Source organism: Desulfurispirillum indicum S5 (genome assembly GCF_000177635.2).
Lineage (GTDB): Bacteria > Chrysiogenota > Chrysiogenetes > Chrysiogenales > Chrysiogenaceae > Desulfurispirillum > Desulfurispirillum indicum.
In genome coordinates this window covers 1,204,411-1,221,060 of sequence record NC_014836.1, presented here as the reverse complement: position 1 = coordinate 1,221,060, position 16,650 = coordinate 1,204,411, and the positions used below count along the sequence as shown (strand labels likewise).

The following is a 16,650-nucleotide window of genomic DNA, read 5'->3' as shown; positions in this document are numbered from 1 at the left end:
GTGATGCGAGGAATTTCCCCATGAACATACTCATAATCGGCGCGGGTCGCGTGGGCCGCGAGCTGGCCAAGGTCTTTTCCGCCCATAACGATGTCACCATCGTCGATAATGACCCGGACCGCCTGAGTAAGGTGGCCGAGGACCTTGATATCCTGCCTGTCCTTGGTGACGCCGTGGAACCGGGAACCTATGAGGCGTTCCGGGAAAAGGATACCGCCTTTGATGTGGCCATCGCGGTCACCAATGCCGATGAGGTCAATATTGTCGCCTGCATGCTCATCTGTGATCTGATGAGTGTGGCGCGTCGCATTGCCCGTATCAACCATGAATCCCTTGACTACGAAGCGATGCGGGCGCGTACCGGCATTGACATGTTTATCTCACCCCACCACCAGGCGGCTATGTCGGTCATCGATCTGGTGGAACACTCCTGGGCGCGGGATATCATCCACTTCCGCTTTGACTGCGTCAAAGCCCTGGCGCTGCAGATTGACGACGAAAACCTTGATGGAATAAGTGTCTACGAGCTTATGAAAAATTTTCGCGGCCGGACCATTGTCTGCGCCATCGAGCGCTACAACGGCGAACACGGCGGCGAACTGGTCATCCCCCGCGGCAACACCCGCATTCACCTGCGCGACTATATCTACTTCCTGGGAACTGAAAGCGACCTGCACACCTTTGCCGAAACCTCAAAAATCCCCCTGCCGAAATTCCCCAAGCGCTGCGTGGTGCTTGGAGCCAATAATATCGGCATCAAAGTCGCCCAGAAGCTCATTGAGAAGGGCGCTTCGGTGAAGCTCCTGGATCGCGACGAAAAGGAATGCGAAAGGGCGGCCATGATCCTCCAGGATCAGGCGCTGGTCATCAACGACCGTCACTCCACCCAGGGCATCTTCTATCAGGAAAGTCTCTACCTTGCCGACCTGCTGATCTCCGCCACCATGGATGATGAATACAACCTCATCATGGGCATCAGCGCCCTGCGCACCGGCATCAAGCGGGCCATCTGCCTGAACTCCAACGCGGACTACTACGAAACCGCCCACAGTATGGGCATCGACGTGGCCGTTGGGCCCAAGCTGGCCACGGTAACGGGCATCGTCCAGCGCCTCTCCAGTGAGAAAATCGTCTCTGAAAGCTCCTTCCTGGGAGGTCGGGGTATGGTGCTGCACTGGGTCGTCCACGAAAAATCCAGTGTCATCGGCAAGCGCATTTCCGAAATTGCGTTCCCTGAAGGCGCGCTGGCCGTGGCGGCTATTCGCAATGGCACCGCCATTATCGTCACCGGTGACTTTGAGCCCCAGGAAGGGGATACCATTATCATTTTCTGCAAGCACGAGAGCCTTGCCAGTGTGAAAAAACAGATCGCGAGGTAATGGTGACTCTCAAAAACCTGCTCAAATCCCTCAGCGTCATCACCTTTGTCATGGGCTGTTCCATGATCTTCCCGGTCATCACCGGCATCGTCTACGACGAGCCTTTTCTGCCCTTCCTCCTGCTGATGCTGAGTGTCCTGGCTGTCTGCGGCGCCATCCTGTGGGGGCTGCGCCACCATAACGCCAACCTGAATGTCCGCGAAGGAGCCTTTGTGGTGACCTCCATCTGGCTGATACTCGGGGTCGTGGGCGCCCTTCCTTTTGTTTTCTACGGTGCAACCCCTTCGTTCAGCGATGCTGTCTTCGAAACTATCAGTGGGTTTACCACCACAGGGGCATCCATCATGAGCGATATCGAAGCCCTGCCGAAGATGCTGCTCATGTGGCGTTCCGCCATGCACTGGTTCGGCGGCATGGGGATCATCGTCTTCAGCATCGCGGTACTCCCCATGGTAGGCAACGGCGCCCTGCAGCTCATCAAGGCCGAAGGCATCATGGATGAAAAGCTCACGCCCCACATCCGCGATACCGCCATGGCCCTGTGGAAGGTCTACCTGGCCTTTACCATCGCCAACGCCCTGCTGCTGTACTGGGCGGGGATGCTTCCCTTTGACGCCATCAACCACGCCTTTTCCACCATCGCCACCGGCGGGTTTTCCACCAAGAACGACTCCTTTGGCCACTATGCCCACAACGACGCCATCATGTGGATCACCATCTTCTTCATGGTGATTTCCGGCATCAACTACCTGGCCCACTTCAAACTGCTGAAGAAGGACTTCAGCGGCTACCGCACCAGCGAGCCGCGCCTCTACCTACAGCTCTTTTTTGCCATTTCCCTGCTGGCGGGTCTGATGATCTTCCTGCATCAACCCCAGCAGCTCGGCTTCTATGAGTCCATGAAGCACTCCTTTTTCACCATCGCCTCCATCATGACCACCACCGGTTTTGCCAGTATCGACTATGTGGACTGGACCAACGCCTTCCTCATCTTCACCATACTGGTGATGGTCATCGGCGGCTGCGCTGGTTCCACGGCTGGTGGCGTCAAGGTTATCCGCTACGTGGTTCTCTTCAAGGCGCTGGCGGTGGAGATCAAGCGCATGGTGCATCCACGGGGGGTATACGTGATGCTGATGGACAACCGCAAGATCACGTCGGGAATCCTGACCGCCATGCTGGGCTTCTTCGCCCTCTACTTCTGCACCAACGCCGCTCTGACCATCTACCTCTCCATGCGCGGCCTGGATCTGACCACAGCGCTGAGCGCCTCCCTGGCCATGGTGGGCAATGTGGGTCCTGGCCTTGGCCTGGTCGGCCCCATGGACAACTTCAGTTTCATGGCGTGGTACGATAAGCTGATCCTCAGCCTGGCCATGGTCATCGGCCGTCTGGAGTGCTATACCTTCTTCCTGCTCCTGAGCCGCTCATTCTGGAAGCGTTTCTGAACCTGTGACTCCTCCTGAAAAGGGAAAGAGAACCGATGCTGCAACCCCACATGATCGAACAGGCCCCCGATGCTCCCGGCGTCTACACCATGTACGCCGGCGCGGACACCATTCTCTATGTGGGCAAGGCGAAATCGCTGATCAAACGCCTGCGCAGCTATCTGGCTTCGGAGCTGCCGGTGAAGATCGCCCGCATGGTCTCACTGGTGGAGCGGGTCGAATACGTGCAGGTCTTCAATGAAAATGAAGCCTTTATCCTGGAAAACACCCTCATCAAGCAGCATCAGCCCCGCTATAATACCCTGCTGCGTGACGACAAAACCTACCCCTTCATCCGCATCGATTTCCGCCACCCCTACCCTCGCATGACGGTGGTACGCAAGATCAAACCCGATGGAGCCCGCTACTTCGGCCCCTTTGTCCACGGCTCAGGCGTCTTTCGACTGTTTCGTCTGCTGGAGCATATTTACAAGCTGCGCAGCTGCAGTGACACGGAATTGCAGAAGCGTTCCAAACCCTGCATAGAGCACGAAATCGGCAACTGCCTGGCTCCCTGCGTCTTCTCCGTCAAGGATACCTACCAGGCGGAGCTCATGGAGCTGGTGGATTTCTTCCGGGGCAAAAGCCGCGCCACCGTGCAGCGCATGGAGGATCAGATGAAGCGCGCCGCCGCCACTCTGGATTTTGAGCGCGCCGCCGAAATCCGCGACCGTCTGGCCTCCATTCACAAGGTCATCAACGCCCAGATGGTGCTGGACTGCGCCGGGGAAAACATCGACGTCTACTACCTGGAAAAGCATCCCGCCCGGGACCGCTACCTGGCTTCCATCCTGATTATCCGCGACGGCAAGCTCTCGGGCAGCTATGTCAAGCGCCTGCTCTCCTGCGACACGGACGCCGAAGCCGTGGCGGCGATTCTGCGCGAGTACATGGCGGGGCTGAACGCACCGGATCTCATTGTCAGCAATCTGCCACTGCCCCAGGAGGAACAGGAGCACTACGAGGCGTTCCTGAAACACCAGCGCATTGATTTTCGCGTGCCCCAGCGGGGCAAGAAGGTCCGGTATCTCGAACTGGCGCAGGTCAATCTGGAAAAGCACGGCGACAAGCAGGCCCAGGAAGAGGCCAGCGAACTGATGCAGCGCCTGGGGCTGGCGAAGCTCGAGCGCATGGAATGCTATGACATTTCGGCCTTCCAGGGCAGCTACCCCATAGGTTCCATGTCGGTCTGGAAGGATGGAGAACTGCTGCCATCGGCCTACCGTCTCTTTCGCCTGGAGGGCTTTGACCAGAACGACGACTACCTGATGATCGCCCGCACCCTGCAGCGCCGTTTCCAGGGATCGCTGGCCTCGGAGAGCCATCCCGATCTCATCCTCATCGATGGTGGCGCCTCGCAGCTCAATATGGCCCAGAAAGTTCTGGAGGAGCTGGCACTGGGCATTGCGGTTATCTCCATCTCCAAGGGGCGCAGCCGCAAGAGCCGGGGGCAGGAGAGCAAGCACTATGACGAAATCCATATTCCCGGCCGCAAAAATCCTATTGCCGTGCGCGGGCGTTCCGTATACCGTGTTCTGCAGCATCTGCGGGACGAGGCGCACCGCTTCGGCATCACCGCCCACAGCCGAGGGCGCGACCGTGAATCCCTGACCAGCTCGCTGCTGGCCATTCCCGGCATCGGCCCCAAAAGCCTGCAGAAAATCCTGGCGACCTTTTCCAGCTACGAGGATATTCTCCAGAACCAGCAGCAGCTGGAGGCGCTCTGCGGAGACCGGGTTGCCAGCGCCCTGGTTCAGTATCTGCAGCAGCACGCCGAGCCGTCAACACCACCACACGAGGAAACACCATGAAGCATATCCCCATAGCCCACATACTCAGCGGCCAGCATACGGAGCAGTCCGTGACCGTCTGCGGCCTGGTGCGCACCTGCCGCCAGTCCAAGCACATTACCTTTATCGCCATCAACGATGGCAGCTGCTTTGAAAGCCTGCAGATCATCAGTGAACTGCCCGCCGATCAGACTGCAGACATCTCCACCGGAACCGCCCTGCGCTGCCACGGACACGTGGTACCCTCGCCGGGAACGGGTCAGCAGTGGGAGCTGCAGGCGCAGTCCATCGAAATCACCGGCGAAGCTCCCGAATCCTACCCCCTGCAGAAAAAACGCCACAGCCTGGAGTTCCTGCGTGGCCTTCCCCACCTGCGCCCCAGGTCAAACACCTTCAACGCGGTTTTCCGCCTGCGCTCGTCCCTGAGCCACGCGATTCACCGCTACTTTGCTGACCTGGGCTTCCACTGGGTGCAGACGCCTATTATCACGGCCAATGACTGTGAAGGCGCCGGAGAGCAGTTTCGCGTCACCACCCTGCCGGCGGGAGACACCCATATGGAGCAGGACTTTTTTGGGCGCCCGGCTTCGCTCACGGTCAGTGGCCAGCTGGAGGGAGAGGCCTTCGCCACGGCCCTGGGCAGAATTTATACCTTCGGCCCCACCTTCCGCTCGGAAAATTCCAACACCTCGCGCCACCTGGCGGAGTTCTGGATGGTGGAGCCGGAAGTGGCTTTTGCTGACCTGGACGATATCATGGCACTGGCGGAAGACTTTGTTCAATCCATGGTCCGCCATGTATGCGACACCTTTGCGGCCGAGCTGGCGTTCTTTGAGCAGCATATGGAAAAGGGTCTGTTACAGAAGCTGCAACAGACCACTGCGGGATCATTTGCGCGCATCACCTACACCCAGGCCATTGAAATCCTGCTGGAGGCTCCCCGCTCCTTTACGTTCCCCGTAGCCTGGGGGGTGGATCTGCAGTCGGAACATGAGCGCTACCTTTGCGAAGAACACTTCCAGAAACCCGTCTTTGTCACCGACTACCCGAAACAGATCAAGGCGTTCTACATGAAGCTCAACGATGATGGCACAACGGTGCGGGCCATGGATCTGCTGCTGCCTGGCATAGGGGAGATCATCGGCGGTTCCCAGCGCGAGGACGACATTCATGTCCTCCAGCAGCGCATGGAAGAAATCGGCCTTGACATGGAGTCCATGGACTGGTATCTGGAGCTCCGGCGTTACGGAAATCAGCCCCATGCCGGATTTGGCCTGGGACTGGAGCGGCTGCTGCAATATGTCACGGGAGTGCACAATATTCGCGATGTCATTCCCTTTCCCCGGGCACCCAAACTGATTTAACCGCCTGCTGCCGGATCTCCGGAACAGGCGAGCCGGAAAAACGGGCGTTCGGGGGGCGCGTTTTTGTGTACTTTTTGCGCGGTCAAAAAGTGCAATATCCCGAAGCAAAAGGATGAATACCAGATAAGTCAAGCATTCAAAATCAATACAGTTTCCGCGCGATAAATGTTAGAATAATAACACCTTAACCCAAGACAACAAGATGTGAAGCTTCCGTGTTAACAAACGAGTAACCATTCACGGTCACGCAGTTGTATTTCAGCAGGAGCGCCTGTGTTCCGAGAGCGAGCCCGGATGGCGAGCGGCAAAGACTCGAGCCACGGATGAAAGCGAGTGTCTCCGTGAGGAATGCGGGCGCGAATGCTGCTACACCGTGAAGAGTTACACAAACGATAACATTCTCCTGACAATTTCAGACTGAGAAAGATCACCCATGCCCCTGCCCGAAAGTCCACGTACCATCTGTATCCTGCGCCTCTCCGCCCTGGGCGATGTGTGCAATCTGGTGCCCGCGGTGCGCGCCATCCAGCGACGCCACCCCCAGGCCAGCATCACCTGGGTGATCGGCAAGGCCGAATATCTGCTGCTTCAGGGCCTGGAGGGTGTGGAATTCATCGTGTACGACAAGGCCAGTGGTGTGAAGGGGCTCCTGGAACTTCGGCGTTCGTTGAATGAACGGTGCTTTGATGTGCTGCTGCTTATGCAGGTGGCACTGCGGGCCAGTGCGCTCTCCCTGGCGATCCGGGCCAGGACGCGCCTGGGCTTCGACCGGAAGCGGGCCAAGGACTTTCAGTGGCTTGTAACCAACCACCATATTCCCGAATCCGCAAACGGGCATGTGCTCGACGGCTTTCTGGACTTCGCCCGCATGCTGGGAGCCCGTGACCTCAGCCTGCGCTGGAATATCCCCATTCCTCCGGAAGAGCGGGAAAAGGCGCAACTCCTGGTTCCGGAGAATACACCCTATATTGTCCTCAGCCCCTGCTCCACCCAGCGCACCCGCAATTTCCGCAACTGGTCAGCACAAGGGTACGCTGAAGTGATCCGGCATATAGCCCAGCAGTACGGCATCGCCACGATCCTCACTGGAGGCAGAACCAGTACGGAGCTGCAGTACGGTGAGCAGATCAGCCTGCTCACCCCGGACACCACCGTCAATGCCATCGGGGGCACCTCCCTGAAGACTCTGCTGGCGCTGATCGGTGGCGCAGTCGCCGTGATTGCCCCCGATTCCGGACCCATGCACATGGCCACGGCCATGGGTACACCGGCCATCGGCCTCTATGCCGGATCAAATCCCCTGCGTACCGGCCCTTACCTCAGCCAGCAGTGGGTCGTAAACCGCTACCCCCATGCTGTCAGAACCTACATGGGTACGTCTGAAGACAAACTGCGATGGGGACAGCGTGTCCGCCATCCCCATGTCATGGATATCATCAAGCCCATTGACGTCATCGAAAAATTTGATACGCTTATGTTGACCGTCAAACAGAATCAGTAGTCGGAGTGTAACTCAGCCTGGTAGAGTACACCGTTCGGGACGGTGAAGCCGGAGGTTCGAATCCTCTCACTCCGACCATTTCCCTTCTCTTGCCCCCTCTTGTGCATTTCCATGATGCTGAATAATTTCCAGGGCCCGCGTCTGCCAGTTCAGGATCGCTGTTTTGCGAATCATCTTCGGGTACAGCTGCGGCAGGCTCTCGGCGATCACCCTGGCGGCAAAGTCCGAGAGAAAGCGGGACTTCAGCTCCGCCCGGGCGCGATCCATGCCCACTTCGCGGTAGGGCGCCGAAGCCAGCAGAAAGAAACCGTCGTCGCGGATGCGCCCCTCGCGCATATTGGCTTCAATTATGGAAGCGGCCTTGGCAATGGGGCCACTGAGATCGGGACTGTAAGGGCCGACGATCAGGGCCACATTGGGTACATGGAGAAAATCGAAGCCCCGTCCGACGCAGATCATCCACTCCTGGTGGTCGATGTTGAGTTCACGCTTGGTCTGCCGCATCTGGGCAATGTGACGGATATTGCCCATGGCCAGGGGCAGCAGGTCACGGGTAATCTGTACCGGCATATCGGGGCAGAGGGCGCGAATGGCTCCATAGAGGCCCTCTTCATCTGCCTGACTGATGGTCGCCATATTCAGGGTGCGTTCTTCGTCACCGTGGAAAATCAGGGCGTCTTCATCGGTCTCGAAACCGCACACCATGGGATACACTGTCTGGTGGGCGGAACCGAAAATGGCCTCCACCTGCTGGCGGATCTGGTAGGTGTGCTCCATGGCCGCGTCACAGTCGTAATGAAATCCGGCGCAGCCGCGCTCACGACTTCCCTTGGAATAGTGGTAGGTGATGAGGATCAGGACTTTTTTGCCGGCGCTGACGGCGTCATTGACGGAGTTGAAGAGTACCTCTCCCAGGTAGGGCCAGCCCAGGTCAAACATGCCGCCCAGGTTCCGCATGGGGGTGATGATGCCGAGGGGGGTCTGGGTAGCGTAGGGGATATGGATCCGTCCATCCATGCACTTGAGCACAATCACCATGGTATTGTGCTTGGCCTGGTAGAGTTTACGGGCCAGCTGCGCTTCCGGGCTGCAGAAAACCTGGGAGTGCTGCTGGCTCAGATCCAGTATCCAGTCGATGCGTTCGTCGATGCTCCTGGTGCCGTGATGATGGATCATGAGTACCTCCTCGTGTCCGCAATACCCGTTGTGCTAGAAGCGCAGGGCAATTTTTGCCGTAAGGGTTCGCACATCCCCCGTCGTGTCTGCCTCCACGGTTACCCCGACCAGGGGCATGATGGCAATGCGCGCGCCCACCGTGAAGCGTTTGAGGGAGAAGGTCTCCTTGTCAAGCTCATCCACTCCGTCTGGATCGCTGGTAACCTTGACCATGCCGGCATTCACATAGGGTGTGATAATGGCAAAATCGTAGGAAGCGCCGACTTCCACTGCCGTGGTATCAAAAGAGAGATCGTCTACGCCGCTGAGTTTGGAGTGGCTCAGCCTGGCCGCCAGTGCCGGAGCCAGTGCCCCGCCATCCCAGATACTGTAGCGCAGCTCATAGCCCATCAGTTTCAGGTCGGAACTGGGGACGGAAGTATAGGCGACACCAAAGTCAAGGGGAATAAAGGGCAGCCCGACCTGAGCTGTCAGGCGGGCCAGGGGTAGTGAACTGGAAAAATCGTTCTCGCCCACCTTTCCCCAGGTGCCAGTGTTGTTGAGGCTGGAAACACTGACGTCGGCACCCAGTTCAAAGCCGGGCAGCACCCCCCCTAGCCGGTAGGCGGGAGCCACGGAACGATAGGCGAAAGCGGCTCCGATATCTTCGGACATGCTGCGGAAAACCTTCTGGGGCTCTGACTCTGTGAGGAAATCTTCAATACTGATATCCTTGGCCCACAGCGGTGACGCCAGCAGTGCAACGACCAGGGCAGGTGCAAAAAAGCGTTTCATAAATATTCTCCTCAGGAACTGCGTTATGACATAAAAACGATATGTCCTTACTCAAGTTTTGCATCTATCATCTTGACTTAAGGAACTATTAACATGACACTTACCCCGCGAAAACAGCATTGATCTTGCATGCTTGACTCACCTGGTATTCCTCTTTTCGTTTCCGGATATTGCCCTTTTTGACCGCGCAAAAAGGGCACAAAAACGCGCCCCCCGAACGCCCGTTTTTTCCGGATCGCCTGCTCGCCTGTTCTGGAGATCCGGCAGCAGGCTGCCCAAAGAGCCCCATCTGCTGCGTTGCCGGTCATCGCTCGTCACTGCGACGTACAGGGAGTACACCTCACTCCTCGCTTTGCCCGCGCCTTGCACCTGGGTCTCTTTGCGTTGCCTGACCCCTGCCTCCCTGCAGTGCTGCCGGACCACTCACTTCCTGTGAGTGTCCCTTCGGGTCTTGCCAGCCAGGCGTCGCACTCACCGGACGGGCTCAGGGGGGGAACGGCCTGTTTCTGTCTCTCCCCCGTGGGCTGGCCCAGCCAGGACGCGAAGACTGGAACGCTATGGACCCGCAGGGTTGCCGCCACGACGGCGGCAACCGCAAACCAAAAGCCACGGAGGGCGGTTGTTTGCGGTCCCCAGTTCCAGGCAAGCGGACGGCTGAAAAGGACAGCACTGGGGTCGCTTTTGCACCACTTTTGGCGACCCAAAAGTGGCAAAAGAAACTCATAAACAGGATGAGGGCAATGTCAAGTGACGCAGTCTGTGCAGAACCATTTCCGCCATTCCAACATGGCATCAGAGTCGGCGCAGACAACCTGCCGTTTCAGGGTGCGAAACAGCAGTCCTTACTATGCCTCATTCTCAATACACAGGCAAGGTGAACCTGTGCCAGGCTGCTCTGCGGGGCACCCACGCAAACGAGAGGCTTTCTCATCATTCGATCCGATTTCCGTTGCAATGGTCACTTTATTCACGTTATAAGCGGGTGTTTCCATGAATAACCCCTGCCAGCAATACCCTGAACCGGCAGGCACACGAAAAAATCAGCGGTCCGTGTCGCAGATGATTTTCAACAGCCTGCTCACCACCTGAAATCGGACTTTCCATGAAAAAGAATCTGTTGCTGTTTCTCCTCGCCATTGTCTCCATCTCCCTCTGGTTCCAGGGACCACCGCAGTTTTCCCAGCCCACAGCGCCAACGTCTCCAACAGCCCGCACTGCGCCCCAGGTTACTATCAGCGAGGTTCTCTTCGCCCCCATGTACACGGTGCGCACATTTTCGGGCTCCCTGGAATCCGAAGAGCAGTTCAATGTCTCGGCCAGAGCTGCCGGTACGCTGCAGGAGCTCCAGGTGGATATCGGTGACCGGGTTCGCAGTGGACAGATACTGGCAAATCTCGAGGACTCCCAGCAGTCCCTTGTGGTCGCCCAGGCCAGTGCAGAGCTGATGGTGGCCATCGCCAACGAGGATGACGCTGCCTCGCGGGCGCAGCTGGCTCAGGTGAGTATGGAACGCGTGCGCTCACTGCACCGACAGAATATCACCTCTTCGGCGGAACTGGATCAGGCCGAAGCCGAGTGGGAGGCCCAGCAGGCCCGTCTGCGCCTGGCCCAGGCCCAGGTGGAACTGAAGCGCCTGGCACTGGAGCAGGCCAAACTGCAGCACTCCTATTTCACTATCACCGCCAGCTGGAACGATGGCATTCCCCGGGTGGTGGAGCGCCGCCTTGTGCAGCGTGGTGCCTATCTGGCATCGGGAACGCCCGTATTCACCCTGGCAAAAATCCATACCCTCACTGCTACGGTGTTCCTGACCCAGGCCGACTACTACGCCCTGAATCCGGGCGATGCCGTAGAAATCACCGTCCCTACCCATCCGGGCGAAATATTCCATGGCACCGTTGTGCGCAAGGCACCAGCCTTTGATGAACTGTCCCGCCACGCCAGGGTGGAAATTTCCCTGCCCAACCCCGAGCAGAAACTGCAGCCGGGGATGTTCGTGCAGGTCAGATGGCGCTCTGAGAGCGAACACCCTGTCTATCAGGTTCCCCATAACGCGATTACCTACCGCAATGGCAGGCCGGCCATCTTCCTCTTTGATCCCAACAGCTCCACGGTGCAACAGGTGGAGGTGCACACTGGCCGTGAAGATGCCCGCATGGTGGAGGTTCTCTCACCGGAAATCTCCGGTTTCGTCATCGTAGCTGGTCACGAGCGCCTGCGCGACGGCGACACGGTCTCAGGCGGGCAGAAAAAACCATGAACCCTTCATCTTTAGCAGTACAACGCCCTATCGGCACCATCATGGTCATCATGGTCGCGGTGTTCTTCGGCCTGCTTTCCCTCTCACGGCTGCCCATCGACCTGATGCCCGACATGACCTATCCGACTCTGAGTGTCGTCACCACCTACGATAACGCCAGCCCCGAAGAGGTGGAGCGCCTGGTCACCATTCCCCTGGAGCGGGCCCTGGGCATCATCAGTGGTATTGAGACCATCAACTCCACCTCCTCCCGTGGCACCAGTGTGATTCGTCTCAGCTTTACCTGGGGTACGGATCTGGACGTCGCCGCCAACGATATCCGCGACCGTCTTGACAGGGCCATGCGCACTCTTCCCGAGGGGATCGACCGCCCCCAGTTGCGCAAGTTCGATGTCTCCGCCGCTCCGATTCTCATCCTGGGCGCCACTGCCAATCTCGACCCGGCTACCCTGCGCCATATCGCCGAGGAAGAGATCGGCTCCCGCCTGGAGCGCATTGCCGGTGTCGCTGGTATAGAGGTATGGGGTGGCCGTGAGCGGCAAATCACCATCAGAGTCAACCCGGTGGCCCTGGAGTCCTACTCCCTGACCCTACAGCAGGTGCAAAGGGCCGTGGAAGAGGCCAACCGCGACTACTCCTTCGGCGAGATTCAGCGCGGTGACTTTGAGTATCAGCTGCGTTACCCAAGCCGACTGCAGGGGCTGGAGGACTTTCCCGATATCATCGTCGAACGGCGCAATGACAACATTATCCGCCTGCACCAGATTGCCACCATCGAAGAGGGGCATGTCCGGCAGGAGCGCATAACCCGCATCAACGGAGAGCCTGGGGTGCGCATCGCCGTGCGCAAGCAGGATGGCAGCAACACCGTTGAGGTGGCCGAGCGGGTCAAACGGGAGATGCTGCACATTGAGCGGGCCTTTCCCCAGTTTCGCATGATCACCCTGTCGGATACGTCCACCTACATTCAACGGGCCATTGCCAATATCAGCTACTCCATGCTGTACGGGGGCAGCCTGGCGGTCATTGTGCTGCTCTTCTTCCTGCGTGATATCCGCAGTACCGTTGCCGTGGCGACGGCCATTCCCGTCTCGGTAGTGGCGACCTTTGTGCCGGTTTATTTCTCGGGACTGAGCCTCAATATCATGACCCTGGGCGGCCTTGCTCTGGGAATCGGCATGATGGTGGACAACTCCATCGTGGTTCAGGAAAATATCAACTTTCTGCGCCGCACTCCTCCCTGGGACACGCGGCAGACGGCATCCCTTGGCGCACGTCAGGTAACTCCCGCCATCATCGCCAGTACCCTGACCACCATGGTCATTTTTCTCCCCCTGTTTTTCACTGAAGGTATCTCGGGGCTGATGTTTCGCCAGATGGCCTATGTGGTAGCCTTTGCCCTGCTGTGCTCGCTGATTATGGCCCTGCTGCTGGTGCCCGTCCTCAACTGTGGCGGCAATACCAGGGGGGCGCACACTTCCCGGTGGAGTTCGGCACTGCTGCGGATCTTCAACCGGATGCAGAACGCCTATGAAAGGGTGCTGCACTTCTCTGTGCAACGTCGCTTCGGCACCTTTGCCATGGTGGCGCTGCTCTTCATTCTCTCCTTGAATGTGGCCACCAGGCTCGGCAGCGAATTCATGCCCGCGGCTGACGAAAGCAGCGTGCGCATCTTCGTGGAAATGCCCCTGGGCACCCGCATGAACGTTCTGGACGAACAGGTGCGCAGCCTTGAGGAACAGCTGCGCCAGCTGACACCAGAGCTTCGCGCCTACGACACGCGGGTGAGCCGCAACGGGCGGGCGGAAGTTCGACTTTCCCTGCTGCCACCCTCCCAGCGCCAGCGCTCCAGCGAACAGATCGCCAGTGACCTTCGCCGCCAGATAAAGCTCAGCCCGGGAACCATTGTGCGTACCCGTGCCGAGCAGGGGCTCTTCATTATGCGCATGCTCAGCAGTACCGATGATGACCGCCTTGAAGTCGTCATCAGGGGGCACAATATCGCGGAACTGGAGCGCTGGGGGGATATCATTGAAGCGGAGCTGGCGACCATCCCTGGCATCACCGATGTGCGCCGCGGGCAGTTTGCCTCTTCGGTGGAAACGCACCTGCGGGTCAACCACGACCTGACCAGTCGCATGGGCGTGCAGGTGGAGGATGTCATGCGCGCCATCCGCGCCAGCATGGATGGTTATCAAGTCAGTCTGCTGCGCAAGGATGGCAGAGAATCACCTGTATACCTTGCCATTGAGGGAGAGGGCCGGGGTGACCTGGATGCCATCGGCAACCTGCGGGTGCGCAGTGAGAGCGGTCAGACAGTCGTACTCCGCCAGCTGGTCAGCATAGAGAGTGCCGATGGGCCACGGGAGATCAACCGACGCAATCAGCAGCGGTTTCTTTCGCTTTCCGCCAATAACGAAGGGCGCGATATCGGCAGTATCGGACGGGATATCGAAGAGCTGCTGATCGGGCTGGAGATGTCAGCGGAGTATTCCGCCACCCTGGAGTCGGACTTTCAGGAGCAGCAGAAGGCCTTCCGTGAGCTCATCATCATGATCAGCCTGGCTGTGCTGCTGGTCTTCATGATCCTGGCGGCCCTCTACGAGTCCGTGAAAGCGCCCCTCATCGTCATGGTCTCTGTCCCCATGGCTTTTATCGGAGCTATCATGGCGCTGTGGATTTCCGGCAGCACCATCAACATGCAGTCGCTGATCGGCATGATGATGCTGGCGGGTATTGTCGTCAACAATGCCATCCTCATCGTCGATTACGCCATTCGCCTGCAGGCCAGAGACGGATTGAGCGCGCTGCAGGCGGGAATAGAGTCGGCCAAGCGCCGCTTTCGACCAGTGCTGATGACATCCCTGACCACCATGTTGGCACTGATGCCTCTGGCTCTGGGGATCGGCGAGGGAAGCGAGGCCCAGGCGCCCATGGCCCGCGCGGTCATTGGTGGACTGTTCAGCTCAACGGCCATCAGCCTCTTTATTATACCCATTGTCTACCACTGGGTTATGGCAAAGCGTGGAGAAACTCTTCACGGTGAATCGTAACGAAACGGGCGCTGTCAGTGGAAGTCCGGCAGGGTTTCTTCCTGCCCAGTGGCAGGTTCGGCACGACACAGCTGCAGGGTGAACTCAGCTCCCCGCTCCCAGTTGCTGACCAGAATCCGCCCCCCCATGTTCTGCTCGATGATGATTCTGGAGATATAGAGGCCGATACCGGTTCCGGCACTGCCCTTGGTTGAGAAGTAGTAGTCGAATATCTGATCTTTGATTTCAGCTGGGATACCACCACCTGTATCGAGAATACGGATGCGGATGACTCCAGCCTCCTCCTCGAAAACCACGCGGATAAAGTGCTCCCCGTCACTGTCCCCATGCTGTTTTATGAAATCCAGAATAGCGTCACGGGCATTGAGCAGCATATTCAGGACCACCTGCTTGAATTCGTTGGGCAGGCCCAGCACATGGAGGCTGGCGTAATCCACCCCCCCGGCGTCAATGGTGATATGGATATTGTGTTTGGTGAACTGTACTCCGAAGAGGTCCACGATGATTTCTATGGCTTTGCCCACGTGGAAGACGGTCTTTTCCCGCGTCGGTTTGAAAAAGTCACGGAAGGATTTGAGGGTCTGGGTCATGAACTCGACCTGCCGCATGATGGTGTCGGAGGCGTCCTGAAAATAGGCTTTATCATGGCTCTCAAAGTCATACATCATGAACTGGGCCTGCAGGCCAATGGCGTTCAGGGGCTGGGACCACTGGTGAGCGATGACGCCGATCATGTCTCCCATGGCCGCCATCTTTGACTGCTGCACAAAGAGCTCCTGATGTCTGGTGCGCTTGGCCATCTCCTCCTCAATGCGCTGCTCCAGGGTCAGGTTGATTTCCTTGAGCTTCTGTTCCATCTCCTTGCGGGCCGTGATATCCATGACCACTCCCACCAGTTTGGCAATTGCCCCATTTTCATCGTGGATGGGCTTGAGGCGTACAAAGACGTAACAGGGCTTCGCGTCGCTGCGATGTACCCTCAAATCCAGCTCATACTCTTCGCCATCGGCCATGGCTCCGGCCACGGCCATCTGCAGCTTATACCAGTCGTTGGGATCCCAGTAACCGGGGTCATAGATAGATGGTGTATTGACAGAGCCGTTGGCCACTTCACCAGGATCGTAGCCAAACAGCCGAAAAAGCTCATCGGACCAGGTGACCTGATCGGTGTTCAGATCCCACTCCCAGCTCCCCACATGGGCCACCTGCTGCGCTTCAGCCAGGTTCTCCTTCGCTTTGCGCAATTCTTCTTCAATGGTTTTGCGTCGCGAAATATCGGTGTTGATACCCACAATGTGCAACGCCTGACCATCGCTGCCGCGACGCAATACGCGCCCTTTGTCCAGCACCCACATATACTCGGAGGTAGCCGCATTGCGCACCCGGTACTCACTCTCAAAGACGTCGCCACCACCTTCGATGATCTCCTGCACCCGAGCCTGCATGATATTGATATCATCGGGGTGAATGCGTTCAAGCCAGTCTCTCAGTACCTCGGATTCAGAAATATCGTCGGAAAGCCCCTGCATCTGCCTCCACATGATAGAGCACTTCAGCCGGCCTTCGGAGGGAAACCACTCCCAGACGCCATAACCACTAAAGAAAAGGGCCGTGTTCCACATCTCCTCGTAGCGCAGCCCCGTGATATTGACAATGGCACCACCACGCAAAAAGGAGCGGCATGCCAGCGCACCAGCCCCGGTCACCATCAGGGCAATGGTGGCGCAGAACAGCCAGACCTGCCAGGCGAGAAGCTGTGTCAGACCTGGCGGCCCCAGGTACAGCCAGTGCCATGCGCCATGCAGCAGCCACAGGAACAGCAGCGCTGCCAGGAAAAAGACACCGGCGGTTGAGCAGTTCACGCGC

General features: G+C 58.2%; 10 protein-coding genes and 1 tRNA gene. 8 read left to right on the top strand and 3 right to left on the bottom strand.

The features are described from left to right. The first annotated feature begins 20 nt into the window (after nt 1-20). The 6 genes from SELIN_RS05760 (at nt 21) to SELIN_RS05735 (ending at nt 7,599) form a co-directional block, all read left to right on the top strand. A complete protein-coding gene (locus SELIN_RS05760; RefSeq protein WP_013505727.1) occupies nt 21-1,379 on the top strand; it encodes an NAD-binding protein in 1,359 nt (452 codons plus the stop codon). After that, complete coding sequence (locus SELIN_RS05755) at nt 1,379-2,827, top strand: TrkH family potassium uptake protein (protein WP_041725949.1); 1,449 nt, start codon at nt 1,379-1,381, stop codon at nt 2,825-2,827. Before SELIN_RS05760 ends, SELIN_RS05755 begins: the two co-directional genes overlap by 1 nt. Nucleotides 2,828-2,862: 35 nt before the next feature. Then, a complete protein-coding gene (uvrC, locus tag SELIN_RS05750; RefSeq protein ID WP_013505725.1) occupies nt 2,863-4,677 on the top strand; it encodes an excinuclease ABC subunit UvrC in 1,815 nt (604 codons plus the stop codon). Continuing rightward, on the top strand, nt 4,674-6,020 hold the full coding sequence (gene asnS / locus SELIN_RS05745) for an asparagine--tRNA ligase (RefSeq protein ID WP_013505724.1): 1,347 nt from the start codon (nt 4,674-4,676) through the stop codon (nt 6,018-6,020). The genes uvrC and asnS overlap by 4 nt, the downstream gene beginning before the upstream one ends. Nucleotides 6,021-6,453: 433 nt before the next feature. Then, nucleotides 6,454-7,521, top strand: a complete 1,068-nt coding sequence (locus SELIN_RS05740) for a glycosyltransferase family 9 protein (protein WP_013505723.1) — start codon at nt 6,454-6,456, stop codon at nt 7,519-7,521. Nucleotide 7,522: 1 nt separating this feature from the next. Further along, nucleotides 7,523-7,599: transfer RNA gene (locus SELIN_RS05735), tRNA-Pro, on the top strand. On the opposite strand, the gene SELIN_RS14625 is transcribed toward SELIN_RS05735, so the two are convergent. Continuing rightward, complete coding sequence (locus SELIN_RS14625; protein ID WP_013505722.1) at nt 7,588-8,697, bottom strand: carboxysome shell carbonic anhydrase domain-containg protein; 1,110 nt, start codon at nt 8,695-8,697, stop codon at nt 7,588-7,590. The genes SELIN_RS05735 and SELIN_RS14625 overlap by 12 nt on opposite strands. Before the next feature lie 33 nt (nt 8,698-8,730). Beyond that, nucleotides 8,731-9,471, bottom strand: coding sequence for a hypothetical protein (locus tag SELIN_RS05730; protein WP_013505721.1), 741 nt, complete (start codon nt 9,469-9,471; stop codon nt 8,731-8,733). A 1,102-nt stretch (nt 9,472-10,573) separates the two neighbouring features. Here SELIN_RS05730 and SELIN_RS05715 point away from each other — a divergent pair. After that, nucleotides 10,574-11,731 (top strand): efflux RND transporter periplasmic adaptor subunit, encoded by a 1,158-nt coding sequence (locus SELIN_RS05715; RefSeq protein WP_013505720.1) that lies wholly within the window; start codon nt 10,574-10,576, stop codon nt 11,729-11,731. Next, nucleotides 11,728-14,784, top strand: coding sequence for an efflux RND transporter permease subunit (locus SELIN_RS05710; protein ID WP_013505719.1), 3,057 nt, complete (start codon nt 11,728-11,730; stop codon nt 14,782-14,784). The genes SELIN_RS05715 and SELIN_RS05710 overlap by 4 nt, the downstream gene beginning before the upstream one ends. Before the next feature lie 14 nt (nt 14,785-14,798). Here the strand turns inward: SELIN_RS05710 and SELIN_RS13845 are convergent, their stop codons facing one another. Continuing rightward, nucleotides 14,799-16,646, bottom strand: a complete 1,848-nt coding sequence (locus SELIN_RS13845; protein ID WP_198007131.1) for a PAS domain-containing sensor histidine kinase — start codon at nt 16,644-16,646, stop codon at nt 14,799-14,801. Between the last annotated feature and the right edge of the window lie 4 nt (nt 16,647-16,650).

Bases quoted from the DNA above. Each gene is read 5' to 3' on its own strand.
- SELIN_RS05760 (WP_013505727.1), top strand. From the start codon at position 21: ATGAACATACTCATAATCGGCGCGGGTCGCGTGGGCCGCGAGCTGGCC.
- SELIN_RS05755 (WP_041725949.1), top strand. From the start codon at position 1,379: ATGGTGACTCTCAAAAACCTGCTCAAATCCCTCAGCGTCATCACCTTT.
- uvrC (WP_013505725.1), top strand. From the start codon at position 2,863: ATGCTGCAACCCCACATGATCGAACAGGCCCCCGATGCTCCCGGCGTC.
- asnS (WP_013505724.1), top strand. From the start codon at position 4,674: ATGAAGCATATCCCCATAGCCCACATACTCAGCGGCCAGCATACGGAG.
- SELIN_RS05740 (WP_013505723.1), top strand. From the start codon at position 6,454: ATGCCCCTGCCCGAAAGTCCACGTACCATCTGTATCCTGCGCCTCTCC.
- SELIN_RS14625 (WP_013505722.1), bottom strand. From the start codon at position 8,697: ATGATCCATCATCACGGCACCAGGAGCATCGACGAACGCATCGACTGG.
- SELIN_RS05730 (WP_013505721.1), bottom strand. From the start codon at position 9,471: ATGAAACGCTTTTTTGCACCTGCCCTGGTCGTTGCACTGCTGGCGTCA.
- SELIN_RS05715 (WP_013505720.1), top strand. From the start codon at position 10,574: ATGAAAAAGAATCTGTTGCTGTTTCTCCTCGCCATTGTCTCCATCTCC.
- SELIN_RS05710 (WP_013505719.1), top strand. From the start codon at position 11,728: ATGAACCCTTCATCTTTAGCAGTACAACGCCCTATCGGCACCATCATG.